Here is a 25,292-nt window from a genome sequence, read left to right as displayed (position 1 = left end):
AGCTATAACTCAGTCAAAGCCCATGTGACGCCCAAGCTCGCTGGCGTTTTGAGTTCTGCTTATGTCGTTGCATGCCGTACGCCCGAAAATTCTCGGATTCATCAGCGAAGATGTTTCGGCCTGGCTGGTCGCGATACTGGTATTGCTCGCCGGAGGCATTCTGACGGGATTGCTGGCCTGGGCGACGCTCAATCTGTATCAGCAACAATTGCGTCAGCGCTTTCAGTTGCTGGTCAGCGAGCGTTACAGCCGAATTGAGGAGCGTTTCGAAGACCAGGAGCAGCGCCTCGACAGTCTGCGGCGATTTTTTACCTACTCCGATTCGGTAACCCGCCAGGAATTTGATGGCTACGCCAAGCCATTGTTACTTCGAACTCAAGCCTACTCTTGGGCGCCGCGAGTCACTGGCGTCGAACGCTCGTTGTTCGAGCGCAACGTGCGAGCGCAGGGGCTGGCAGGCTTTTCCATTCGTGAATTGAATGCTGCGGGTCAATTGCAACTGGCTGCCGAGCGCGATGAGTACGTGCCGGTGTTGTTCAGCCAGACGCAAAGTGTTCTCGGTGTACCGTTGGGCTATGACTTGCTGGCCCAGCCTTTGCGTCGCTCGACCCTGGAGCGCGCACGCAACCACGGATCTCTGGCGGTTTCGCAACCGATGGACCTGGTCGGGATCGAGCCGGCCTATGCTCGCGGCGTCTTGTTAGTCGCACCGGTCAGCATGCACTCATCCAGCGCAAGCCCGACGCCTGAACCCTATGGCTACGTCATGGCAGTGATCAGCATCCGTCAGTTGGTGGCTGACGGTTTGCCTGAGGCGAGTCATGACAACCTGGCGATACACATTCTCGACCTGTCCACCGGGAATAAGCACGAAACGCTCTATGAATCGGATAATCGGCCAGTGCAAAGTGAGTTATTGGCGTCTCGTACGCTGCGCTTTGCGGATCACGATTATCAGGTGGATATCCGGCCCAGCGCGGCATTTATGCGGGCCAATCATTTTTCGGTCATCAGCCTGGCGGTGCCCGGCGGTTTGCTCAGCGTCCTGCTCAGCGCCTTGCTTTATGTCCTGGTCAGCCAGCGACAACGGGCCTTGGCGCTGGTCGAACAACGCACCCGTGAATTGCGCCTGCGCGAGCAGGAACTGCGCGGTGCCCATGGGCAGCTGCGCAGTGTGTTGAATGCGGCGACGCAGGTGGCGATTATCGCGACGGACTTGCGCGGCGTGATCAGCACCTTCAATGCCGGCGCCGAGCAAATGCTCGGTTATCGAAGTGTCGATGTGCTGGAACGCATGACACTGGAAAGCCTGCACCTGGCCACTGAGTTGCAGGCGCGAGCGGAGCAACTGAGTCGGAGTTATGGCAAACCGATCCCGATATGCCAGGCGATGCTCGTCGAGGGTGGCGAAGAGGGTGGGCATGAGGCTCGCGAGTGGACGCTGGTGCGTGAGGATGGCACCCGTCTGACGGTCAATATGCTGGTGGCGCCGGTGTTCGATGAGTTGGGCCTCTGGATCGGGCATCTGGCGATTTGCATCGATATTACTGAGCGTAAGCGGGTGCACGAAGCACTGGCGGCGCGCGATAGCCTGCTGAAGAAGCTCAGCGCACATGTGCCGGGCGGGATTTACCAATTCAAGATGGCGGCTGACGGCAAGTTCAGCGTCATCTATGTCAGTGACGGCATTCGTGACATTTACGAGATTGAGCCGGATGTGCTGCAAACAAACGCGGAGGCAATCTTCGAGCGAATCTATCCGCAAGACTCGACCAGAGTCCGCGCCTCGATTCGCTCCTCTGCCCAGAAGCTTAGCCCGTGGCGTGAGGAGTACCGTGTGCAGCTGCCCCAGCGTGGGCTGCGCTGGGTGCGTGGTGAGGCGACGCCGGAAGAGTTACCCGGTGGCGGGGTGCTTTGGCACGGCTATGTCTCGGATATCTCTGATATGAAGCGGGTTGAGGAGGAACTGCGCGCGCTTTCGGTTACCGACTCCCTGACCGGGATTCACAATCGGCGTTATTTCCAGGAGCGCCTTAAAACCGAAATGGCCCGGGTTGCGCGCGGTGTCGGAGAACTGGCGGTCATCATGCTTGATATCGACCATTTCAAGCGTATCAATGATCAGCACGGTCATGCGGTGGGTGATCGGGTGCTGCAAGGCGTCTGTCAGCGCATCGGCCAGCGGCTGCGGCGTACCGATGTGTTCTGTCGTTTAGGCGGCGAGGAGTTCATGGTGCTGTGTCCGGACACTGATGCGCGGCAGGCTTATACCCTTGCGGTAGAGCTTTGGCAGGGGCTGCGCAGTTTACCGATCGATGGGGTAGGTTCAGTGACAGCGAGCTTCGGGATTGCCAGTTGGCGGTCAGGTGAGGGAGCTGATGCGTTGCTGCTGCGGGCCGACTCGGGTGTGTATGCGGCCAAGCAGGCGGGGCGGGATCGGGTTGAGACGGAGTTGGTTTAAGGTCTGATGCGCTGATCGTTCCCACGCGGGAGCGTGGGAACGATCAGCAATGGTTTTGAGGGTTAAAGCGCCGAAGCCGTCGCCGCCGATTTCGGCTGACGGTAAAGATCCAGCAGTACCTGATCGAGCACCGAGGACGCGCCAAATGGTTTCGGATCATTGAGGATCGCCACCACTGCCCAGGTGTTACCGTTGCTGTCACGGCTGAAGCCGGCGATGGCGCGTACGGTATTCAGGGTGCCGGTCTTTATATGCGCTTCACCGGCCATGGCTGTGCGTTTCAGGCGTTTGCGCATGGTGCCGTCCGTGCCGGCAATCGGCATCGAACTGATGAACTCGGCTGAGTACGGGCTTCTCCAGGCCGCCTGCAGCAGCGCGCCCATTTCCCGGGCGCTGACCCGTTCGGCGCGAGACAGGCCGGAACCGTTTTCCATGACCAGATGCGGCGCAGTGATGCCTTTCTTCACCAGCCACTGGCGAACTACGCGTTGGGCGGCTTTGGCGTCATCTGCGTCGGCATCGTTGCGGTATTGAGCGCCGAGGCTGAGGAACAGTTGCTGGGCCATGGTGTTGTTACTGTATTTGTTGATGTCGCGGATGATCTCTGCCAGATCCGGCGAGAACGCCCGGGCCAGAACCTTGGCATCTTTAGGCACGGCGGCCAGACGATCCTTGCCCTGAATGCTGCCGCCCAATTCCTGCCAAATCGCCCGCACGGCACCGGCGGTGTAGGTCGCGTGGTCGAGCAGAGACAGGTAGGTCTGCGAACTGCAGCCGTCGCCCAGCTGGCCGTTGACTGTCACGTTCACGCCGCCGTCGGCCCGGGTTACCGGGTTGTAGCGCACGTTACCGGTGCACTGCTTGGAGTTGATGGCTTTGACCTGATTGTCGATTTGAATGCTGGCGATTGGCGGTTCGACGGAAATCAGTACCTTGCCCGAGTCATTGCGAGCGACAAAGCGCAACGCCTTGAGGTTGACCATCAATGAATCGGGTTTGACCAGAAACGGTTTGTTCTCGTCATTGCCGTCGTCATTGAACTCCGGCAATTGCGGTTGCACGAAGAAATTGCGGTCCAGCACCAGATCGCCGGTGACTTGCTGCACGCCATTGGCCCGCAGGTCACGCATCAGCAGCCAGAGTTTTTCCATGTTCAGCTTCGGATCGCCGCCACCCTTGAGGTACAGGTTACCGTTGAGGATGCCGCCACTGAGGGTGCCGTCGGTGTAGAACTCGGTCTTCCACTGGTGGTTCGGACCGAGCATTTCCAGGGCGGCATAGGTGGTGACCAGCTTCATGGTCGATGCCGGGTTGACCGAGACGTCGGCATTGAAGATGGTCGGGGTGCCGGGGCCGTTGAGCGGGATCATCACCAGGGACAAGGCGCTGTCCTGCAACTTGCTGGCCTTGAGGGCCTTTTCAACGTTGGGTGACAGGGCGGTATTGATCGGGGCAGCAGAAACAGGGAGCGCCAGGGGCAAAAGAAGACTGGCAAGCAGCAATGGACGCAAAGATTTGATCATGTGAAGTAAAACCCTACAGCCGAGGGGAAAAAGATGAGGGCATGTTGATAAATTCCCTCAGTGGTCATGAAAGTGTCGGCATTATGCCCCAAGGTGGAGTGGCTTGTGCCTTAGGCTGCCCCCCTAATTCGCTATTTTTTTACCAGCGGTAGGCCCAAGCCCCCAGAGAGTCAGGCAATCGGCGGCTTAAACTGCTAAAGTGCCGCCCGTTATTACTTATGAGGATTGTTCCATGGCGACTAACCGTTCCCAGCGTCTGCGCAAAAAACTGTGCGTCGATGAATTTCAAGAGCTGGGTTTCGAGCTGAACCTGGATTTCAAAGAAGATTTGGCTGATGAAGCTATTGACGCTTTCCTCGACGCGTTCCTGAATCAAGCGATGGAAGCCAACGGCCTCGGCTATGTTGGCGGCGATGACTACGGTCTGGTTTGCCTGATCAAGCGCGGTTCGGTCAGCGAAGAGCAACGCGCCACGGTTGAATCCTGGCTCAAAGCCCGCACCGAGCTGACCAGCGTTGAAGTCAGCCCGCTGCTGGACGTCTGGTACCCGGAAAAACCAATCAATCCGGTAGCCTGATGTCATGAATCAGCGGCCCGCCCGGGCCGCTGATTCGATACTGCTCTGTAGCAGCTGCCGCCAGGCTGCGTTCGGCCGCGAAGCGGTCGTAAAATCAGTTTGCGCATTTATTCAGAATGACCGCGATATCCATATTGCGACCGCTGCGCGGCCGAACGCAGGCTTCGCCAGCTGCTACGCCCTACGCCAGTTCAGAATCACCAGCGTCAACACCCCCGCCACAATCCCCCAGAACGCCGAACCAATCGAAAACAGCGTCAGTCCCGATGCGGTGACCATGAAGGTTATCAGCGCTGCTTCGCGTTCTTTCACTTCGTACATGGCGATGCTCAGGCCGTTGATGATCGAGCCGAACAAGGCCAGGGCGGCAATCGACAGCACCAGTTCTTTCGGCAACGCAGCGAACAGCGCCGCCAGTGTGGCGCCGAATACCCCGGCAATCCCGTAGAAAATTCCGCACCAGACCGCAGCGGTGTAGCGCTTGTTGCGGTCTTCATGGGCATGCGGCCCGGTGCAAATGGCGGCGCTGATCGCCGCGAGGTTGATGCCGTGGGAGCCGAACGGGGCCAGCAGCAGTGAAGCAATGCCGGTGGTGGTGATCAGTGGCGACGCTGGCACGTTGTAACCGTCGGCGCGCAGCACGGCGATGCCCGGCATGTTCTGCGAGGTCATCGCCACTACGAAGAGTGGAATGCCAATGCTGATGGTCGCAGCCAGGGAAAAGTGCGGCGTGGTCCAGATCGGCGTGGCGGCCTCAAGGCTGAAGCCGCTGAAGTCCAGCAGCCCCATCAGGCTGGAGAGCGCAGTGCCGATCAGTAACGCGGCAAGCACCGCATAGCGGGGCGACAGGCGCTTGATGACCAGATAGGTGAAAAACATGCCCAGCACCAGTGCCGTGCGGTGTTGCGCGGCGACGAAAATTTCGCTGCCGATCTTGAACAGAATCCCGGCCAGCAACGCCGCGGCCAGCGAGGCGGGAATACGCTTGACCAAGCGTTCGAAACTCCCGGTCAGCCCGCAGATGGTCACCAGCACCGCACAGGTTATATAGGCGCCAATGGCTTCGCCGTAGGTCACGCCGCCCAGGCTGGTGATCAACAGCGCCGCGCCCGGGGTCGACCAGGCGATGGTGATGGGGGTGCGATAGCGCAGGGACAGACCGATGCTGCACACCGCCATGCCGATCGAGATCGCCCAGATCCAGGACGAGATCTGTCCGCTGGTCAGTCCGGCCGCCTGGCCAGCCTGAAACATCAGCACCAGCGAGCTGGTGTAGCCGGTCATCATCGCGATGAAGCCAGCGACGATGGCTGACGGCGAAGTGTCGGCCAACGGGCGTAACTGCACTTGAGTGGCGTCGTTCATGGAGCGGTGTTCCTTGTTTTGGTCAAGATGATCCGTGGCCAGAGCGCAGGAGCTGCCGCAGATTCTATGTTCAAGCCTAAACTCAAACGTATCTGATCATTGCAATACAGCCGCGGGCGTAAACTGCCGTACAGTCGTGTTAGCACAGCCGGTTGTGTACAATGTGCCATGTTTTTTACGCGATACTTGCCCGCGACCCGCCGTGTCGTATTACAGTCACGGTTAATTCGCCGCAGTTTTCCTCACTCGAGCGCCCATGAACGAACAGTTGCAACCCCTCAAGAAACAACCGCGCGCAGGCAAGGCCGGCCGCAGCGGAACCCAGGACGATATTGTCTACGCACATATCTTCGAGGCTATCCTCGAACAGCGTCTGGCGCCCGGCACCAAGTTGAGCGAAGAAGCGCTGGGGGAAATTTTCGGGGTCAGTCGCACCATCATCCGCCGCGCCTTGTCGCGTCTGGCCCATGAAGGCGTGGTGTTGTTGCGGCCCAATCGCGGTGCGGTGGTCGCCAGCCCGAGCGTCGAGGAAGCCCGTCAGGTATTCCTTGCACGACGTTTGGTCGAGCGGGCGATTACCGAGCTGGCGGTGCAGCATGCGACGGCCGAGCAATTGACCGAGCTGCGGCAGATGGTCAACGAGGAGCGCGACAGCTTCTCGCGTGGCGATCGCGGGGCGGGTATCCGGCTTTCCGGCGAGTTCCACTTGAAACTGGCTGAAGCGGCGAAGAATGCACCGCTGATCAGCTTCCAGCGCAGCCTGGTGTCCCAGACTTCATTGATCATCGCCCAGTACGAAAGCGGCAACCGCTCGCACTGCTCCTACGATGAGCACACTCAATTGATCGATGCCATCGAGGCTCGCGACGCGACGCTTGCGGTGGACCTGATGATGCATCACATGGATCACATCGACAGCAAGCTCAACCTCGACGAAGAAGGCGCCTCGGACGACTTGCACGCAGTGTTCTCGCATCTGTTGCAGATCAAGAAACCAGGGCGTTCCGCGGCGAAGATTTGAATCTTTGATCGTTCCCACGCTCCGCGTGGGAACGCCTCTAGGGACGCTCCGCGTCCAGCGACGCAGAGCGTCACGGGCTGCATTCCCACGCAGAGTATGGGAACGATCAATGTCCGGAAAATCTAGCGCTGATGCACCAGATTCCCTGCCGCATAGGTCTGCAATACCGTCCGGTCATCCCCTAGCGTCATCAATACAAACAACGTCTCGGCGATGTTACTGGCCTGTTTCAGGCGATAGCTGAGCAACGGCGTGGCGTTGTAGTCGAGTACCAGGAAGTCGGCGTCGGTACCCGGTTGCAGCGTGCCGATTTTGTCTTCCAGACGCAGTGCCCGAGCACCGCCGAGGGTGGCCAGGTACAACGATTTGAACGGGCTCAGACGTGCACCCTGCAATTGCATGACCTTGTACGCTTCGTTCAGGGTTTGCAGCAACGAGAAACTGGTGCCGCCGCCGACATCCGTCCCCAGTCCGACATTCAACTTGTGCTTCTCGGCCATCGGCAGGTTGAACAGGCCGCTGCCGAGGAAGAAGTTCGAAGTCGGGCAGAAGGCGATTGCCGAACCGGTTTCGGCCAGACGCGCGCATTCGTCGTCGCACAGATGCACGCCGTGGGCGAACACCGAGCGTTCGCCCAGCAGCTTGTAGTGGTCGTACACGTCCAGGTAGCCGCTGCGCTGCGGGAACAATTCCTTGACCCATTGCACTTCCTGCAGGTTTTCGCTGATGTGCGTCTGCATGTACAGGTCGGGGTATTCGCTGAGCAATTGCCCGGCCAGCGTCAGTTGCTCCGGGGTGCTGGTTGGCGCGAAGCGCGGGGTCACCGCGTAGTGCAGGCGGCCCTTGCCGTGCCAGCGTTCGATCAGCGCTTTGCTTTCGAGGTAGCCGGATTCGGCGGTGTCGGTCAGGTAGTCCGGCGCGTTGCGGTCCATCATCACCTTGCCGGCGATCATCCGCAGGTTCAGCTGCTCGGCAGCCTGGAAGAACGAAGTCACCGATTGCGGGTGCACACTGCCGAATACCAGCGCGGTGGTGGTGCCGTTGCGCAGCAGTTCCTTGATGAATATGTCCGCGACTTCTTCGGCGTGGGCTTTATCGGCGAACTGGCTTTCGCACGGGAAGGTGTAGGTGTTGAGCCAGTCCAGCAGTTGCTCACCGTAGGCACCGACCATGCCGGTCTGCGGCAAATGGATGTGGGTATCGATGAAACCGGGAGTGATCAGCGCATCCTGATAATGGGTGACATCGATATCGGCTGGCAGCCTGGCGAGTAGTTCGCTGGCATGGCCGATGGCGCTGATCTGGCCGTTTTCAGTCACCAACAAGCCGTCCTCGAAATACTCGTAAGAGGCTTCGATACCAACCACGGCAGGGTCGGCGATACTGTGCAGGATGGCCGCGCGGTAGGCTTTGCGAGTCAAAGGCATGGGATTTCTCAGTTCGTGGCTTGGCTGCGGCGTGAGGCAGGCAGCAGTTTTGCAATGGGTTCGGCTTTCGCGGTGTGCTGGCCGAAATTTGCGTTATAGGTGGCGATGATTTCGCCGGCGATGGAGATGGCGATTTCCACAGGCAGCTTGCCTTTGACTTCGCCGATACCCATCGGGCAGCGCATGCGTTGCAGCAGCGCGTTGTCGAAACCGCGGTCACGCAGGCGATGTTCGAACTTGACCCGTTTGGTTTTCGAGCCGATCAGGCCGAAGTAGGCGAAGTCGTTGCGCTTGAGGATCGCGGCGGTCAATTCCAGATCGAGCTGATGGTTATGGGTCATGACGATGCAGTAGCTGCCGGCGGGCAGATTGTCGATTTCATCCACCGGCTCTTCGCTGACGATCTTGAGCACGCCATGAGGGATCTGTTCGGGGAACTCCTGCTCCCGTGAGTCGATCCAGCGCACCCGGCAGGGCAGGCTGGCCAGTAGCGGTACCAGCGCCCGACCAACATGGCCGGCGCCGAAGACCGCGATCTGCGCCTGGACCTGGCCCATCGGTTCGAACAGCAACACGGTCACGCCGCCGCAGCACTGGCCAAGGCTTGCGCCCAGGGTGAAGCGCTCCAGGTGGGTGTCCTGTTTGCCGCTGGCAAGCATTTCCCGGGCGACCTGCATTGCCTTGTATTCCAGGTGCCCGCCGCCGATGGTATCGAAAGCCTGCGTAGCACTGACGACCATCTTCGAACCGGCATTACGCGGTGTCGAGCCGAGCTCTTCGATGATGGTCACCAACACGCAGGGTTCGCCCTGGTTCTGCAGGTCGGCGAGTGCGCTGATCCAGTTGTACATACACACCTCACAGATCGTTCCCACGCTCTGCGTGGGAATGCATCTCTGGACGCTCCGCGTCCGCTCTTGAAATGTGACGCAGAGCGTCACGGGCTGCATTCCCACGCAGAGCGTGGGAACGATCAACGATCATCACGAAGAAGCCAGTTCAGCCTCGGCTTCCACGGCTTTCGCCGCCTTCAACTGGCGCATCTGCTCACAGCCCCATAACACCCGCTCCGGGGTCGCCGGTGCGTCGATTTTTGGCTGGTGACGGTAATCGCCCAGGCTTGCCACCGCATCCTTGATCGCGCACCAGACGGAGATGCCGAGCATGAACGGCGGTTCGCCGACGGCCTTGGAATGGAACACGGTGTCTTCCGGATTCTTGCGGTTTTCCACCAGTTTCACTCGCAGGTCCAACGGCATGTCCGCGACCGCCGGGATCTTGTAGCTGGCCGGGCCGTTGGTCATCAGTTTGCCCTTGGCATTCCACACCAGCTCTTCCATGGTCAGCCAGCCCATGCCCTGAATGAAGCCACCCTCGACCTGACCGATATCGATGGCCGGGTTCAGCGAGGCGCCGACGTCGTGGAGGATGTCAGTACGCAGCATCTTGTATTCGCCGGTCAGGGTGTCGACGATCACTTCGGTACAGGCCGCACCGTAGGCGAAATAGTAGAACGGCCGACCACGGGCCTGACTGCGGTCGTAATAGATTTTCGGGGTCTTGTAGAAGCCGGTGCTGGACAACGACACTTGAGCGAAATACGCCTGCTGGACCAGCGCTTCGAAGGTCAGGATGTGATCGCGCACCCGTACATGGCCGTTGTGGAATTCAACGTCTTCTTCGCTGACTTTGTATTGCCGTGCGGCAAACTCCACCAAGCGCTGCTTGATGATTTCAGCGGCGTTCTGTGCGGCCTTGCCGTTCAGGTCGGCGCCACTGGAGGCGGCAGTCGGCGAGGTGTTCGGAACCTTGTCGGTATTGGTTGCGGTGATCTGCACCCGATCAATCTCGACCTGGAACACCTGGGCCACAACCTGCGCGACTTTGACGTTCAAACCCTGGCCCATCTCCGTGCCGCCGTGGTTCAGATGGATGCTGCCGTCGGTGTAGATATGGATCAGCGCGCCTGCCTGGTTGAGGAAGCTGGCGGTGAAGGAAATACCGAATTTCACCGGTGTCAGCGCCAGACCTTTTTTCAAAATCGGGCTGTTGGCGTTGTAGCGACGGATCGCTTCACGCCGCTCGGCGTACTGACTGCTTTGTTCAAGTTCAGCGGTCATTTCCTCGAGCATGTTGTGCTCGACGGTCTGGTAGTAATGGGTGACGTTGCGCTCGGTCTTGCCATAGTAGTTGGCCTTGCGCACCGCCAGAGGATCGAGGGCCAGATGGCGGGCAATGGCGTCCATCACTTCTTCGATGGCGACCATGCCTTGTGGGCCGCCAAAGCCCCGATAGGCGGTGTTCGACGCGATATTGGTCTTGCAGCGGTGACCGTTGATGGTCGCGTCACCCAGGTAGTAGGAGTTGTCGGCGTGGAACATTGCGCGGTCGACAATCGAGGCCGAAAGGTCCGGCGAGCAGCCGCAGTTACCCGCCAGTTCCAGTTGAATGCCATGTAAGCGGCCAGTGCTGTCGAAGCCGACGTCGTACTCGATGTAGAACGGATGACGCTTGCCGGTCATCAGCATGTCTTCGACCCGCGGCAGACGCATTTTGGTCGGCTGGCCGGTCAGGTGCGCAACCACGGCGCAGAGGCATGCCGGGCTCGCCGCCTGGGTTTCCTTGCCGCCGAAACCACCGCCCATGCGGCGCATGTCGACGACGATTTTGTTCATCGATACGTCCAGCACTTCCGCCACCAGTTTCTGCACTTCGGTGGGGTTCTGGGTCGAGCAGTAAACAATCATGCCGCCGTCTTCGGTGGGCATTACCGAAGAGACCTGGGTTTCCAGATAGAAGTGTTCCTGGCCGCCGATGTGCAGCGTGCCCTGGATGCGATGCTCTGCGGTAGAGAGTGCGGTTGCCGAATCGCCCCGCTGATGGGTATGGCTATCGAGCACAAAATGGCGTTTGCGCAGCGCTTCGACCACGTCAAGCACGGGCTCCAGATCTTCATATTCGATGATCGCGGCCATGGCCGCTTTGCGCGCGGTTTCCAGATCTCTGGCCGCTACAGCCAGTACCACCTGGCCGACGAACTGCACATCATCGATGGCCAGCAACGGGTCGCCGGGCAGCAGCGGCCCGATGTCTTTAAGGCCTGGCACATCTTCATGGGTGATGACGATGCGCACGCCTTCAAAGGCGTAGCACGGCGCGGTGTCGATGCTGATGATTTTCGCGTGGGCACGGTCGGACAGCCGCGCGTACAGGTGCAGCTGATTCGGGAACTCCAGGCGGTCGTCGATGTACACCGCCTCACCGGACACATGTTTGTCCGCGCTATCGTGCTTGACGCTGCGGCCGACGCCGGTGGTCAGGTCCTGGGAAAACAGTTCGGCGAGTTCAGCCTGAGTCTTTTCTACGGCGTGATGATTAGACATAAGCGGTCACCCGAGTCTCGATGTGCGGTGTTTGCAGTTCGATGAAGTATTTGCGCAGCAGGTTTTGCGCGCTGAGCAGGCGGTATTCCTTGCTCGCGCGGAAGTCCGAAAGCGGCGTGAAGTCCTCGCCCAAAGCGACGCAGGCGCGTTCGACGGTAGTTGAGTTCCACGGCGAGCCGAGCAGGGCGGCTTCACAGCTTTTGGCGCGTTTTGGCGTTGCGGCCATGCCGCCGAAAGCGACGCGGGCGTCAGCGACCACGCCATTTTCAATGCGCAGATTGAATGCCGCGCAGACCGCAGAGATATCGTCGTCCAGGCGCTTGGAAACCTTGTAGGCGCGGAACATCTGTTGGGTTGTGGCGCGGGGCACGATGATCTTTTCGATGAACTCGCTTTCCTGGCGCGCGGTCACCCGGTAATCGATGAAATAGTCTTCCAGCATCAGCGTGCGGCGGGTTTGGCCTTTGCACAAAACAATTTGCGCGCCGAGGGCGATCAGCAGCGGTGGCGAGTCACCGATCGGTGAGGCGTTGCCGATGTTGCCGCCCAGCGTGCCCTGGTTGCGGATTTGCAGCGAGGCGAAGCGTTGCAGCAGTTCGCCGAAGTCCGGGTACTCGGCCTTGAGTGCTTCATAGCAATCGGACAGCGAGGTGGCGGCGCCGATTTCCAGGCGATCGTCAAAGCGTTCGACGCGCTTCATTTCGGCGACGTTGCCGACATAGATCATTACTGGCAAGGCACGGTGGAACTGTGTCACTTCCAGCGCCAGGTCGGTACCACCGGCCAGCAAGCGTGCTTGCGGGTAGGCATCGTAAAGGTCGGCCAGATCAGCGACGGTCAAGGGCACCAGGCAACGTTTATCGCCGCTGTTGAGTTCGCCGGTTTCGGTCGGCGCGATGGCTTTCAGGCGTGCAATGGTTTCGGCTTCGCGGGCATCGAATTGGTCGCTCGGCTTGCCGCAGCAAGCCTGTTCGGCAGCGGCGAGAATCGGTCGATAGCCGGTGCAACGACAGAGGTTGCCGGCCAACGCTTCGTGGGCTTTATGGGAGTCCGGCTGATCACTGTTCTTTTGCAGCGCGAACAATGACATGACAAAGCCGGGCGTGCAGAAACCGCATTGCGAACCGTGGCACTCGACCATGGCTTTTTGCACGCTGTGAAGCTGACCCTGGTGTTTGAGGTCTTCAACGCTGATCAGCTGTTTGCCATGCAGCGACGATACGAAGGTCAGGCACGAGTTGAGGCTGCGATAGCGAATGTGCTCGCGGCCGTCGTCTTGCGTCTGCAACTCGCCGACGACCACGGTGCAGGCGCCACAATCACCGCTGGCGCAACCTTCTTTTGTGCCGGGTTTGCCCACGTGCTCGCGCAGATAATTGAGCACGGTCAGGTTCGGGTCCAGGGAGTGCTCGCTACGGAGTTCCTGGTTTAGTAAAAACTGGATCACGGAAGGCCTCGCAGACTCATTATTGTTGTTAACCGATTTGTACCGAATTTAGTCATGTCTGACTTTTCGGTCAATGATTTTCTGACTTAAAGGTCAGGAAATACTGTTTTACCGATTAACGACCCCTCCAATCATTATTGACCCTCCCGGGGTACGGTGCTTTTAGCTTATTTCGTGCCAGATTCAGCGCCCTGGTCATTACCATTCAGCGCCCTGCGCCATGACCTGGCAATTGCGCTACACTGCGCCGCTTGTACCGATCGAAGATTTTGAAGGAAAACCATGACGTTCAAGGCGCCGGACAGCCTCGCCGAGCAAATCGCCCACTACCTCGCCGAACGTATCATTCGCGGGGATCTCAAGCCCGGGGAGCGCATCCAGGAACAGAAGGTTACGCAGGCCCTCAATGTCAGCCGCGGATCGGTGCGCGAAGCGTTGCTGATCCTCGAGCGCCGCCACCTGGTTGCGATCCTGCCGCGTCGCGGCGCCCACGTGACCGAACTCACCGGACACAAGGTGCAGAGCCTGTGCACGCTAATGAGCGAGCTGTACATCCTGCTTGGCAATTCGGTTGCCAACGGTTGGGCGGTTCAGGCTGATATGGCGCCGTTCCTGCAAATCCAGCAGCGGCTGGTCGACAGTTACGAACGTCAGGACATCCGCACGTTTGTCGAAGACAGCTTCAATGTGATGCGTGCTGCGTACCCCTTCGCCAATAACCCGTATTTGCAGGAAACTGTCGAAAATCTGCAGCCGGCCATGAGCCGCGCGTATTTCCTCGCGCTGGAACAACGCAAGGCTGAGATGAGCGGGTTCCTGGACCTGTTCGAGCAACTGCTGGCTGCCGTGCTGGCCCGTGACTTGCCGCAGATTCGCGTAGTGCTCTCGGCTTATGCCCAGCGTAGTTGCGATCTGGTGCTGTCAGCGTTGACGGTTGCCTGAACGTGCGGCTCAAGTGCATCAAACTGGCGGGGTTCAAATCATTCGTCGACCCGACCACGGTGAACTTCCCCAGTAACATGGCGGCGGTGGTCGGGCCCAACGGTTGCGGCAAGTCGAACATCATCGACGCCGTGCGCTGGGTGATGGGCGAGAGCTCGGCAAAAAACCTGCGTGGCGAGTCGATGACCGACGTCATTTTCAACGGCTCCACCAGTCGTAAGCCCGTCAGCCAGGCCAGCATCGAACTGGTCTTCGATAACTCCGACAGCACGCTGGTCGGGGAATACGCGGCGTATGCGGAGATTTCCATCCGCCGCAAAGTCACCCGCGACAGCCAGAACAGCTACTTCCTCAATGGCGCCAAATGCCGCCGTCGAGACATCACCGATATCTTCCTTGGCACCGGCCTGGGTCCGCGCAGCTACTCGATCATCGAGCAGGGGATGATCTCCAAGCTGATCGAGGCCAAGCCCGAGGATCTGCGCAATTTCATCGAAGAAGCGGCGGGGATCTCCAAATACAAGGAGCGCCGGCGCGAAACCGAAAACCGCATCCGCCGCACTCACGAAAACCTCGCCCGCCTGACCGACCTGCGTGACGAGCTGGAACGTCAGCTCGAGCGTTTGCACCGTCAGGCTCAGGCCGCCGAGAAGTATCAGGAATATAAAGGCGAAGAGCGTCAGCTCAAGGCTCAACTGTCAGCGTTGCGCTGGCAGGCGTTGAACGAGCAGGTGGGGCAGCGCGAATCGATTATCGGCACCCAGGAAATCAGTTTCGAAGCCCTGGTTGCCGAACAGCGCAACGCCGATGCCAGCATCGAGCGGTTGCGCGATGGCCATCACGACCTCTCCGAGCGCTTCAATCTGGTGCAAGGGCGTTTCTATTCGGTCGGCGGCGATATCGCACGGGTCGAGCAAAGCATTCAGCATGGCCAACAACGTTTGCGTCAGTTGCAGGACGACTTGCGCGAAGCCGAGCGTTCGCGGCTGGAAACCGAGTCCCATCTGGGCCATGACCGCACCTTGCTGGCGACCCTGGGCGAAGAGCTGCAGATGCTCGAGCCCGAGCAGGAAGTGACCAGTGCCGCCGCTGAAGAAGCCGCCGCTACGTTGGAAGAGTCGGAAACCACCATGCATGGCTGGCAGGAGCAGTGGGACAGTTTCAACCTGCGCTCCGCCGAGCCGCGTCGCCAGGCCGAAGTGCAGCAGTCGCGGATCCAGCAGCTGGAAACCAGCATGGAGCGCCTGGCCGATCGTCAACGTCGCTTGGCCGAGGAGCGTGACTTGCTGTCGGCGGACCCGGAAGATGCGGCGATACTCGACCTCAGCGAACAGCTCGCCGCCAGCCAGGCAACACTCGAAGATTTGCAGGCCAGCGAAGAAGCGCAGGTCGAGCGGCTTGAGCAATTGCGTCAAGCGCTGCAACTGGCTCTGCAAAACCAGCAGCAGGCGCAGGGCGACTTGCAACGACTTAACGGCCGTCTGGCTTCGCTGGAGGCGTTGCAGCAAGCAGCGCTTGATCCGGGCACCGGCGCCGCCGAGTGGTTGCGCGAACAACATCTGGCCGAGCGTCCGCGCCTGGCCGAAGGCTTGAAAGTAGAGGCGGGTTGGGAGCTGGCGGTGGAAACCGTGCTCGGTGCCGATCTGCAAGCGGTGCTGGTCGACGATTTTGCCGGTTTCGATCTGTCCGGGTTTGTCCAGGGCGATCTGCGCTTGCTCAGCCCGGCCAGCGACAGTGTGCGGATCCCCGGCAGTCTGCTCGACAAGGTTGAGGCGCTGATCGATCTGTCGCCGTGGCTGGGGCAGGTCAAACCGGTGGACAGCCTCGAACAGGCGTTGACGCTGCGCGGCCAGTTGTCGAGCGGCGAAAGCCTGATCAGCCGTGACGGCTACTGGGTTGGGCGGCACTTTTTGCGGGTACGCCGCGCCAGTGAAGCCGAGAGCGGCATGTTGGCGCGCGGACAGGAAATCCAGCGTCTGGGGCTTGAACGCGAAGAGCGCGAAGCCACAGTGCAAACCCTGGAAACCACATTGCAAAACCTGCGCGCCCAGCAACGTCAGCAAGAGGGCGGTCGCGAACACCTGCGCCGTTTGCTGCAGGACGAAGCGCGCCAGCAGGGCGAATTGAAAGCTCAGCTGTCCGCCGGTAAAGCCAAGGCCGAACAGTTGACGTTACGCCGCACTCGACTTGATGAAGAACTCGGTGAGCTGGGCGAACAGCGCGCTCTGGAGCATGAACAGGTTGGCGAGGCGCGTCTGCAATTGCAGGACGCTCTGGACAGCATGGCGGTCGACACCGAGCAGCGCGAGTTGCTGCTGGCTCAACGCGACAGCTTGCGTGAGCGTCTCGACCGAGTGCGCCAGGAAGCCCGCCAGCATAAAGACCACGCGCACCAATTGGCGGTGCGTCTGGGCTCGCTCAAGGCGCAGCACGATTCAACCCGTCAGGCGCTGGAACGGCTGGAATTGCAATCCGAGCGCCTGACGGAAAAGCGCGAACAGCTCAGCCTTAATCTGGAGGAGGGCGAAGCGCCGCTGGAAGAGTTGCGGCTCAAGCTTGAAGAGTTGCTCGACAAGCGCCTGAGCGTCGACGAAGAGCTGAGGACCGCGCAGATCGCCCTGGAAGATGCCGACCGCGAATTGCGTGACGCCGAGAAGCGCCGCAGCCAGGCCGAGCAGCAATCGCAGTTGATCCGCGGTCAGCTCGAGCAGCAGCGCATGGAATGGCAGGCTCTGACCGTGCGCCGCAAGACCTTGCAGGATCAATTGCTCGAAGATGGCTACGACTTGCACGGAGTGCTCGCCACACTGGTGGCAGAAGCCAACGAAAAAGAAGCCGAAGAAGAACTTGAACGTATTGCTGCGCGAATTCAGCGACTGGGCGCGATCAACCTCGCGGCCATCGACGAGTACCAGCAGCAGTCCGAGCGCAAGCGTTATCTGGATGCTCAGGATGCCGATCTGGTCGAAGCCCTCGATACGCTGGAAAACGTGATTCGCAAGATCGACAAGGAAACCCGCAATCGCTTTAAAGATACCTTTGATCAGATCAATGGTGGTTTACAGGCACTATTTCCAAAAGTTTTCGGTGGCGGCAGCGCTTATTTGGAACTGACGGGCGAAGATCTACTCGATACAGGGGTAACGATCATGGCGCGTCCACCCGGAAAGAAGAACAGCACCATTCATCTGCTCTCCGGTGGTGAGAAGGCGCTGACTGCGCTGGCACTGGTTTTTGCGATCTTCAAATTGAATCCGGCACCATTCTGCATGCTCGACGAAGTTGACGCCCCGCTGGATGACGCTAACGTTGGACGCTACGCCCGATTGGTGAAAGAGATGTCGCAGACGGTGCAATTCATCTATATCACCCACAACAAGATCGCCATGGAAATGGCCGATCAGTTGATGGGGGTGACGATGCATGAGCCCGGTTGTTCACGCCTTGTGGCAGTTGATGTTGAGGAGGCGATGGCAATGGTGGAGGCATAAGTCGTTGTGCGGAATATGATTTTCTACGGGCTGTAGGAGGTTTTATTTTCCGCGACTTGCTGGCCAATCGACATATTGGCTCAAGCCATTGCGACAGACGGTGTAAAGTTATCTTTGGTCGTGCTAGTTTAATGTCAATTTTTCGTATGCGTGGGTAAAACGCCTGTCAGAACATAGAGTTGGCGCCACGTTTTAAAGGGGTTTGCAGCTTGCTAAGCCCTTTATTCATCAGCATTTTTTATAGAGGCACGGGATTACATGGAAATCGGTCTGCGCGAGTGGCTGATAGTCATCGGCATTGTGGTCATTGCCGGTATTCTTTTTGATGGCTGGCGCCGCATGCGCGGTGGCAAGGGCAAGCTGAAATTTCGTCTGGACCGGAGCCTGTCCAGTTTGCCCGACGAAGACACTGCTGCCGAATTGCTGGGCCCGCCGCGTGTGCTGGATAACCATAAGGAACCGCAGCTCGACGAGCACGATTTGCCGTCGGTGAGCATGCCTGCCCGTGAACCCCGTGAATCGGGTTCCAAGCGTGGCAAGCGTGGCGGTGAACCGCATCAGGGTGACTTGAATCTCAACCTCGACCTGGATGGCGGCCCGAGCTTCAGCAGTCGTGACGATGACTTCCCGAATGAAACCCGCTCTTCCAGTGCGGCTCAAGAAAAAGATCAGCCACAAGCGGAAGAAGTCCTGGTGATCAGCGTGATCTGCCGTGATGCTGGCGGCTTCAAAGGTCCGGCGCTGTTGCAGAACATTTTGGAAAGCGGACTGCGTTTTGGTGAGATGGACATCTTCCACCGTCACGAAAGCATGGCCGGCAATGGCGAAGTCCTGTTCTCCATGGCGAACGCGGTCAAGCCGGGCGTGTTCGATCTGGACGATATCGATCACTTCAGCACGCCAGCCGTGAGCTTTTTCCTCGGTTTGCCAGGTCCGCGTCATCCAAAGCAGGCTTTCGATGTGATGGTTGCCGCAGCCCGCAAGCTGTCCCAGGAACTCAATGGCGAACTCAAGGACGATCAGCGCAGCGTACTGACCGCCCAGACCATCGAGCACTACCGTCAACGCATCGTCGAATTCGAACGCCGCGCCCTGACCCAGAAGCGCTAAGGCCCAAGCAGGCCCCTCGCCACGGGGTTTGCTTCTTACGCTATCGTATTTTGAAGATTGAGCAGCCTCGGCTGCTCTTTTGCTTTATGAGAGAACACCCATGACCGCCGTCGAAAACCGCATCCTGGAACTGCGCGCTGAGCTGGATCAGCACAACTACCGATACCACGTCCTCGACGAGCCGAGTATTCCGGACGCCGAGTACGATCGGCTGTTCCATGAACTCAAGGCGCTGGAAGCGGCGAATCCCGAGCTGGTTACCAGTGACTCGCCGACCCAGCGAGTCGGCAGTGCGGCGCTTTTGGCATTCACTCAGGTGCGCCACGAAGTGCCGATGCTCAGTCTCGGCAATGCCTTCGAAGAAACCGACATGCGCGAGTTCGATCGCCGGGTGAACGAAGGCCTCGACCTGCCAGCCGGCGATTTGTTTGGTGGTGGCGCGGCGGTGGAATATAGCTGCGAGCCGAAGCTCGATGGCCTGGCGGTCAGCCTGCTGTATCAGGATGGCGTGCTGGTGCGCGGCGCGACCCGTGGCGATGGCACCACTGGCGAAGACATTAGTGTCAATGTGCGAACCGTGCGCAACATCCCGCTGAAGCTGCAAGGCAGTGGCTGGCCGGCGACTCTGGAAGTGCGCGGCGAAGTCTATATGTCAAAGGCCGGTTTCGAGCGGCTCAACGCCACGCAACTGGAAGTCGGCGGCAAGACCTTTGCCAATCCACGCAACGCCGCTGCCGGCAGTCTGCGGCAGCTGGACTCGAAGATCACGGCTAGCCGTCCATTGGAGTTTTGTTGCTACGGCCTCGGACAGGTGTCGGTCGAGTTTGCCGATACCCATATTGGCAATCTGCTGCAATTGAAAGCCTGGGGCATGCCGGTCAGTCGCGAACTGAAACTGGCCACGGGTATCGACGAATGCCTGGACTACTACCGCGATATCGGTGAGCGCCGTAATGCGCTGCCCTATGAAATCGACGGGGTGGTGTTCAAGGTCAACAGCTTGGCGTCGCAGCGCGAACTCGGTTTTCGGGCTCGCGAACCACGGTGGGCTATTGCCCATAAATTTCCGGCGATGGAAGAGCTCACCGAGCTGCTTGACGTGGAATTCCAGGTGGGCCGCACCGGTGCCGTGACTCCCGTAGCGCGCTTGAAGCCGGTCAAGGTCGCAGGCGTCACTGTCTCCAATGCCACGTTGCACAACATGGATGAAGTGGCCCGGCTCGGCCTGATGATCGGTGACACAGTGATCATTCGTCGCGCAGGTGACGTGATCCCGCAAGTGGTGCAAGTGGTGACCGAACGTCGCCCGGAAAACGCCCGGCCGGTGCAGATTCCCGAACACTGCCCGGTGTGTGGCTCTCATGTCGAGCGCACGCAGCTTGTGAAGCGCAGCAAAGGGCGCGAAACCGTCAGCGAAGGCGCAGTCTATCGCTGCGTCGGCCGACTGGCCTGTGGAGCACAGCTCAAGCAGGCAATTATCCATTTCGTCTCGCGGCGTGCCATGGACATCGAAGGTCTGGGCGAAAAGAGTGTCGAGCAACTGGTGGATGAGGGGCTGGTGACGTCGCCGGCGGATCTCTACACCTTGAGCTTCGAACAGATTGTCGACCTTGAAGGCTTCGCCGAGCTGTCCAGTAAAAACCTGCTCGGCGCCATCGCCGACAGTAAAAAACCGGGCCTCGCTCGCTTCATCTACGCACTGGGTATTCCCGATGTCGGCGAAGAGACCGCCAAGGTGCTCGCTCGCTCGCTGGCGTCCCTGGAGCGCGTTCAGCAAGCATTGCCGGAAGTGCTGACGTACTTGCCGGATGTCGGGCTGGAAGTGGCCTACGAGATTCACAGCTTCTTCGAGGACAAGCACAACACCACGGTGATCGAGCAGTTGCTGGCGCGTGGCCTGGATATTCAGGACCAGGGTGAGCTGGGTGCAGAGTTCGCTGCCAGCACGACCCTGGGAGGCTTGATCGACAAGTTGCATATTCCTTCGGTCGGCCCGGGCGGAGCGCAGAAACTGGCCGACAAGTTCGGTTCGCTCGAAGGTGTCATCAAGGCCGACTGGCTGGACATGCGTCAGGCGCTTGCCGAGAAGCAGGCGAAAGCGGTGCGTGAATTCTTCGATCATCCTGGGCACGCTGAGCGTGCGCTGCAGATCGAGACGCAGCTCAGAGCCTTTGGCATGCATTGGCAGAGCGAAAAGAAGGTCGTCGAAGGCCTGCCGCTGGCCGGCCAGACCTGGGTGCTGACCGGCTCCCTGGAGCTGATGAGTCGCGACATCGCCAAGGACAAGCTCGAAAGCCTGGGCGCCAAGGTGGCAGGCTCGGTGTCGGCGAAAACCCATTGCGTGGTGGCCGGGCCGGGTGCCGGCTCCAAACTGGCCAAGGCCAATGAGCTGGGATTGAAGGTGCTGGATGAAGAGGCATTTGTCGCGTTTCTGGGCAAGCACAACATCACCGTGTGATTTTTGATCGTTCCCACGCTCCGCGTGGTAACGCATCCCGTGACGCTCTGCGTCACAGCCGAAGGCGATTGCTGCGCATCCATGGCGGCATTCCCACGCAGAGCGTGGGAATGATCGGGTTCTAAACATGATCCAGTCTTGGCAGGCCCCAGGGAGAGATCGCCATGTACCGCTTCTTCGAACAGCTGAGCTCACGCATCACCGCCCCCTTCATGGGGGAGAGCAGCCGCAACAGTAAGGTCTGGCATTGTCGCTGCGGACAGTCGCTGTTCTTTCGCAACAGTCAATGCCTGGCCTGCCTGGCAGCGCTGGGGTATCAGCCGGAACTGGGGCGCTTGTCATCGCTGCAACCCGGGCCGCAAGTGGATACCTGGCAACTCGATGCGCAACCGCAAGCAGGGCTGTTGCGCCGCTGCGCCAATCTCGATACGCCGGCAGCCTGTAACTGGCTGCTGCCAGCTCACAGCGCAGGCGTTCACTGTGTTGCCTGTAGTCTGAATCGCACCATTCCCGACCTGTCGATCCCCGAGAATCATGAGCGCTGGCGCAAGGTGGAAACTGCCAAGCGTCGCCTCGTCGCGCAGTTACTCGGCCTGGGTTTGCAGGTCATCCCGAAAACCCAGGATGAAGATATAGGTATTTCCTTTGATTTCGTCGGTATGGATCTTGAAGGAAAACCGCCGACCACCGGCCACGCCAACGGCCTGATCACCCTCGATGTCAAAGAGGCGGATGACGTCTATCGGGAACAGGTCCGTGTGCAAATGCACGAACCGTATCGCACCTTGCTCGGGCATTTTCGTCATGAAACGGGGCATTACTACTGGGACCGGCTGATCGCCAGCCGTCACTGGCTCGAACCATTCCGCAACCTGTTCGGCGACGAGCGCGCCAGCTATGTCCAGGCGCTGGAGCGGCATTACCAGCAGGGCGCGCCGGGCGATTGGCAGCAGGGCTATGTCAGCGCCTACGCCACCATGCACCCATGGGAAGACTGGGCGGAAACCTGGGCTCACTACCTGCACATGATGGACGCGGTCGACACCGCTCTGGGCTTCGGCATGAGCGCCCGGGAGATGGATTTCGACTACCAGCCATTCGCGCTTGAGACACTCTACGACCCGCAGCATCCCGGTGGCGCGGCATTCCTGTCCTTCATCAACGCCTGGATCGAATTGGCCGGCATGCTCAATGAGCTGTCACGCAGCATGGGGCAGCCGGATTTCTATCCGTTTGTCCTGCCACCGCCGGTCATAGCCAAATTGCACTTTATCCATCTGGTCATCCAGCAAGAGGGTGGCCGGGCGAATGATGTGTTGCAGGTGTAGGCGCTGCCGCAGGTTCGGGCCGCGTTCGGACGATCTTTTCCAGAGCAACGCAGGTCCTTGACCTTGCTCATATTTTTTATCTGAAACCGACGGTTGTAAGTTCTTGTCAGATCGGTACAATGGCGCGGCTCGCCACTGGCGAGCGTCGTTATGGTGACCCCATCGGTCCCCCCGCAACGATCAGCCGTGAACCCGGTCAGGCCTGGAAGGGAGCAGCCGCAGCGGTGACATTGTGTGCCGGGGTGTGGCTGGTGGGGTCGCCACCTATCTCTAAATCCTTGATTCTACAAGGATTTGTCAGCAAAAAATCTTAAAGTGTGACAACGTTCAGGTACACCGAAGTGGTGCACCATATGAGGCGGGTCAGCTTCACGTTCGCACTCTTCAAAGCCTCACTGCATCTCCTCATTTTCTGCACGCTCCAGTTTCCTTGCTGTGGCATGTCTGCACGCTTTCTCGCTGCTGGCCTGGGTTGGCAAACTGCCTTGCGTTGAGTGCGTCGTGAGTCAGTGGAGGGGGATAGTAAATTCACCGTAGCCATTTATCACGACCAAGAGTCTTGGTGGCCCGATCAGGAATAATTTCCTGCTGCTGCTCTTGTGTTTGCCGGAGTAATCACTTTAGGCAAATCGAATATCTGGTCATGTTGTTATGAAGATTCGATATTTGCGCGCTTTGCTATTTGGTCCTATTTGTTATTAGCGACAAATGTTTGATTCGATCAAGTTGTAAAGCATAAAAACGCCAGAGCACAAAGATAGGTGTGTATTTAGCGAAAAATCGTGAGAGTGTCAGCATTTTGTCTTGCCGGAAAGTCAGGCAGGGACGGCCTTCGATCTTGCTTTTAGAGTGTTTGCGGGATGGCGCTTGAAGCTTAATCGCCAGTCCCGGCTATGATGATCAGTGATGACGCAATCACAGCATCGAGAATGCCAGTGGGTCAGGGGCGTGTAAGTCAGGGCGCCTCGACATGGATTTGGGTTGCTTTCCAGGCAGGAGTGTGTGGCATGAGTTCATTGTCTGCAGTACTGCAGTCGAGGCGGGTCGGATTTTATAGCGGAGTTGTCCTCGCGGGGGTGTGGGGTGTTTTTGCTTATATTCATTTGACTCAATTTCAAGAAACGCATAAGTGGACTCTGCTTTTGTTCTGTATCTCCGAAACGCTGACAGCGGTTTTGTACGTTTTTCGAAGCGAGCCAAAGACGGTTTCGGTCATTCCTGTCGACTGGTTGATGGCGGTGGTTGGGACTTCTGCCCCGTTATTTTTCCGCCCGGAGGCTTGGGGTGTGTTCCCTTCGGCAAGTGCTCTGATAGTTGTGGGCATGACAATTCAGGTGCTGGGTTTGATTTCTCTAAATCGCAGCTTTGCACTCGTTGCAGCAAAACGGGTTATCAAGACTGCGTGGATGTATCGCGTGGTGCGTCATCCAATCTATGCCAGTTACTGTCTGATGTACACGGGCTATATATTGGCCAATACATCGCCGGCGAATGTCACTATCTATGCAGTAACTATCTGTTTTCTGATCGCGCGAATATTTCGAGAGGAAGCGCATCTTTCTCTCGATCCCTTATATCGAGAGTATATGCAGGGTGTTCGTTATCGGCTTGTTCCATTCGTATTTTAGTCTCCGAGAGTTGGCTAACACGCTTACAAGACCGCCTGGTCAGGAGTAGCCGCAACGATGAGATTGTGTGTCGGGGGGGGCTGATGGGGTTACCACCTTGACGTCAAGCCTTCGTTCAGCAAGGCTTCTTTGCGCAGCCCCCCGATTTTCTCCTCTCTGTACGCTCATCGATCCTTCTGGATCAGTGTTTGACGCTGTCTGATTTGTCCTTTTTCGTGATCAGTGACGCGTCACTCGGGCGCAAGCGCAAATACCCGCAAGCGATGTCCGTCCGGATCCAGCGCAACGAAGGTGTAACCGAAATCCAGCGCAATCGGTGCCTGGATTATGGGCAATCCCTGCATGGTCCACTCTGTATACAAGGTGTCGACGCTCTGGTTGTCGGCAACCGAAAACGCCAGTTCACCACCACCGCCCGCAGCCTGGGTTGCCGGCTCCACCGTATGCCGGGACCAAAGTCCGAGCTTCAGGCCTGAATCCAGAGCAAAGAGCGCGAAGGTCGGTGACAGTTCGATGGGTGGCTTGTCCAGCAGGCGACTGTAGAGGTTGGCGCTGGTCGCGGGGCTGTCGACGTAAAGCAGAAGATAGTGACTGGCGTTCATGGTGACTCCCTTGTCCTGATTGGGGTTATGCAGTGCGCTCAAGTTTAGTGCTGCGCGCTGTCAGTTCCTGTCAGGAGTCATTAGCAAAAGAGGAGGCGGATTTATCGGGATCGATAAGTCTGCCTCCTCTTTTTTGTTGCTCGGCTCTCAAGGCTTGGACAAGGCTAGGTCTACCGCTGCTATCAGCTTTCCCAGATCCTTCGGGGTGGCTTTGTGAATGACACCGAACAAATAAGCTCGCTGTTCGTCTTCGTCGCCTAAATCCGCGAAAAAGGCTTTCAGCTTTACCCCCAGCACATCGGCGAGCAGGAACAGGGCTTCCACGCTGGGGGTATAGGTGCCGGTTTCGAAGCGGCTGATGGTTTTAGGATCAAAACCGGTTTTCTCGCCTAGTTCAGCCTGAGTAAGCCCTGCTACCTTGCGGTAGCGCCTGATGGCTGGACCCAAACTTGAAATGTGCATTGCTCAATTCCCATTTAGAATCAAGAACTTAACGATAAATCCTTGCATTGTACAACGCCATGATTCA

The 25,292-nt window shown here is 58.7% G+C and carries 17 protein-coding genes and 1 other RNA gene; 10 read left to right on the top strand and 8 right to left on the bottom strand.

Annotated elements, in window-relative coordinates; genetic code table 11:
* Positions 1-61: 61 nt before the first annotated feature.
* On the top strand, positions 62-2,461 hold the full coding sequence (locus AC07W5_RS07770) for a sensor domain-containing diguanylate cyclase (RefSeq protein WP_495023132.1): 2,400 nt from the start codon (positions 62-64) through the stop codon (positions 2,459-2,461).
* A 62-nt stretch (positions 2,462-2,523) separates the two neighbouring features.
* Here the strand turns inward: AC07W5_RS07770 and dacB are convergent, their stop codons facing one another.
* Positions 2,524-3,984, bottom strand: a complete 1,461-nt coding sequence (dacB, locus tag AC07W5_RS07765; protein WP_494992375.1) for a D-alanyl-D-alanine carboxypeptidase/D-alanyl-D-alanine endopeptidase — start codon at positions 3,982-3,984, stop codon at positions 2,524-2,526.
* Positions 3,985-4,216: 232 nt separating this feature from the next.
* Here dacB and AC07W5_RS07760 point away from each other — a divergent pair, with 232 nt between their 5' ends.
* Positions 4,217-4,561, top strand: a complete 345-nt coding sequence (locus tag AC07W5_RS07760) for a YggL family protein (protein WP_494992374.1) — start codon at positions 4,217-4,219, stop codon at positions 4,559-4,561.
* Between the two features lie 174 nt (positions 4,562-4,735).
* On the opposite strand, the gene AC07W5_RS07755 is transcribed toward AC07W5_RS07760, so the two are convergent.
* A complete protein-coding gene (locus AC07W5_RS07755) occupies positions 4,736-5,926 on the bottom strand; it encodes a benzoate/H(+) symporter BenE family transporter (protein WP_494992373.1) in 1,191 nt (396 codons plus the stop codon).
* A gap of 256 nt (positions 5,927-6,182) precedes the next feature.
* Between AC07W5_RS07755 and AC07W5_RS07750 the strand changes: the two genes are divergently transcribed.
* Positions 6,183-6,947, top strand: a complete 765-nt coding sequence (locus AC07W5_RS07750; protein WP_494992372.1) for a GntR family transcriptional regulator — start codon at positions 6,183-6,185, stop codon at positions 6,945-6,947.
* A gap of 122 nt (positions 6,948-7,069) precedes the next feature.
* Here the strand turns inward: AC07W5_RS07750 and guaD are convergent, their stop codons facing one another.
* The 4 genes from guaD to xdhA form a co-directional block, all read right to left on the bottom strand.
* Positions 7,070-8,374, bottom strand: a complete 1,305-nt coding sequence (guaD, locus tag AC07W5_RS07745; protein ID WP_494992371.1) for a guanine deaminase — start codon at positions 8,372-8,374, stop codon at positions 7,070-7,072.
* A gap of 8 nt (positions 8,375-8,382) precedes the next feature.
* Positions 8,383-9,225 carry a xanthine dehydrogenase accessory protein XdhC gene (gene xdhC, locus AC07W5_RS07740; RefSeq protein ID WP_494992370.1) on the bottom strand — a complete coding sequence of 281 codons (843 nt, stop codon included), beginning with the start codon at positions 9,223-9,225 and terminating at the stop codon, positions 8,383-8,385.
* 132 nt (positions 9,226-9,357) lie between these two features.
* The gene (gene xdhB, locus AC07W5_RS07735; RefSeq protein ID WP_495023131.1) at positions 9,358-11,757 is read right to left on the bottom strand and encodes a xanthine dehydrogenase molybdopterin binding subunit; all 2,400 of its coding nucleotides are present in this window, start codon (positions 11,755-11,757) and stop codon (positions 9,358-9,360) included.
* Positions 11,750-13,204: a xanthine dehydrogenase small subunit gene (gene xdhA, locus AC07W5_RS07730; RefSeq protein WP_494992368.1), complete on the bottom strand. Its 1,455-nt coding sequence runs from the start codon at positions 13,202-13,204 to the stop codon at positions 11,750-11,752. Before xdhA ends, xdhB begins: the two co-directional genes overlap by 8 nt.
* A 282-nt stretch (positions 13,205-13,486) precedes the next feature.
* Here xdhA and AC07W5_RS07725 point away from each other — a divergent pair, with 282 nt between their 5' ends.
* From AC07W5_RS07725 to AC07W5_RS07695, 7 genes are all read left to right on the top strand, one after another.
* Positions 13,487-14,146, top strand: coding sequence for a GntR family transcriptional regulator (locus AC07W5_RS07725; RefSeq protein WP_495010608.1), 660 nt, complete (start codon positions 13,487-13,489; stop codon positions 14,144-14,146).
* Positions 14,147-14,148: 2 nt separating this feature from the next.
* Positions 14,149-17,637 carry a chromosome segregation protein SMC gene (smc, locus tag AC07W5_RS07720; RefSeq protein ID WP_495023130.1) on the top strand — a complete coding sequence of 1,163 codons (3,489 nt, stop codon included), beginning with the start codon at positions 14,149-14,151 and terminating at the stop codon, positions 17,635-17,637.
* Between the two features lie 258 nt (positions 17,638-17,895).
* Positions 17,896-18,747, top strand: coding sequence for a cell division protein ZipA (gene zipA, locus AC07W5_RS07715; RefSeq protein ID WP_495023129.1), 852 nt, complete (start codon positions 17,896-17,898; stop codon positions 18,745-18,747).
* A gap of 100 nt (positions 18,748-18,847) precedes the next feature.
* Entirely contained in the window at positions 18,848-21,205 is a 2,358-nt protein-coding gene (ligA, locus tag AC07W5_RS07710) for an NAD-dependent DNA ligase LigA (RefSeq protein ID WP_495023128.1), read from the top strand.
* Between the two features lie 164 nt (positions 21,206-21,369).
* Positions 21,370-22,533 carry a zinc-binding metallopeptidase family protein gene (locus AC07W5_RS07705; RefSeq protein ID WP_495023127.1) on the top strand — a complete coding sequence of 388 codons (1,164 nt, stop codon included), beginning with the start codon at positions 21,370-21,372 and terminating at the stop codon, positions 22,531-22,533.
* Between the two features lie 160 nt (positions 22,534-22,693).
* Positions 22,694-22,790, top strand: an RNA gene (gene ffs, locus AC07W5_RS07700) — signal recognition particle sRNA small type.
* A 750-nt stretch (positions 22,791-23,540) separates the two neighbouring features.
* Positions 23,541-24,161, top strand: coding sequence for a methyltransferase family protein (locus AC07W5_RS07695; protein ID WP_495023126.1), 621 nt, complete (start codon positions 23,541-23,543; stop codon positions 24,159-24,161).
* 230 nt (positions 24,162-24,391) lie between these two features.
* Here AC07W5_RS07695 and AC07W5_RS07690 read toward each other — a convergent pair whose 3' ends face one another.
* Both AC07W5_RS07690 and AC07W5_RS07685 read right to left on the bottom strand, forming a co-directional pair.
* Positions 24,392-24,763: a VOC family protein gene (locus AC07W5_RS07690; RefSeq protein WP_495023125.1), complete on the bottom strand. Its 372-nt coding sequence runs from the start codon at positions 24,761-24,763 to the stop codon at positions 24,392-24,394.
* A gap of 147 nt (positions 24,764-24,910) precedes the next feature.
* Positions 24,911-25,225, bottom strand: a complete 315-nt coding sequence (locus tag AC07W5_RS07685; RefSeq protein ID WP_494992360.1) for a helix-turn-helix domain-containing protein — start codon at positions 25,223-25,225, stop codon at positions 24,911-24,913.
* Positions 25,226-25,292: the final 67 nt, after the last annotated feature.

Source organism: Pseudomonas sp. GW821-FHT01E05 (genome assembly GCF_059422425.1).
The sequence above is the reverse complement of the archived record's forward strand: the minus strand, read 5'-3'. Positions and strand labels throughout refer to the sequence as shown.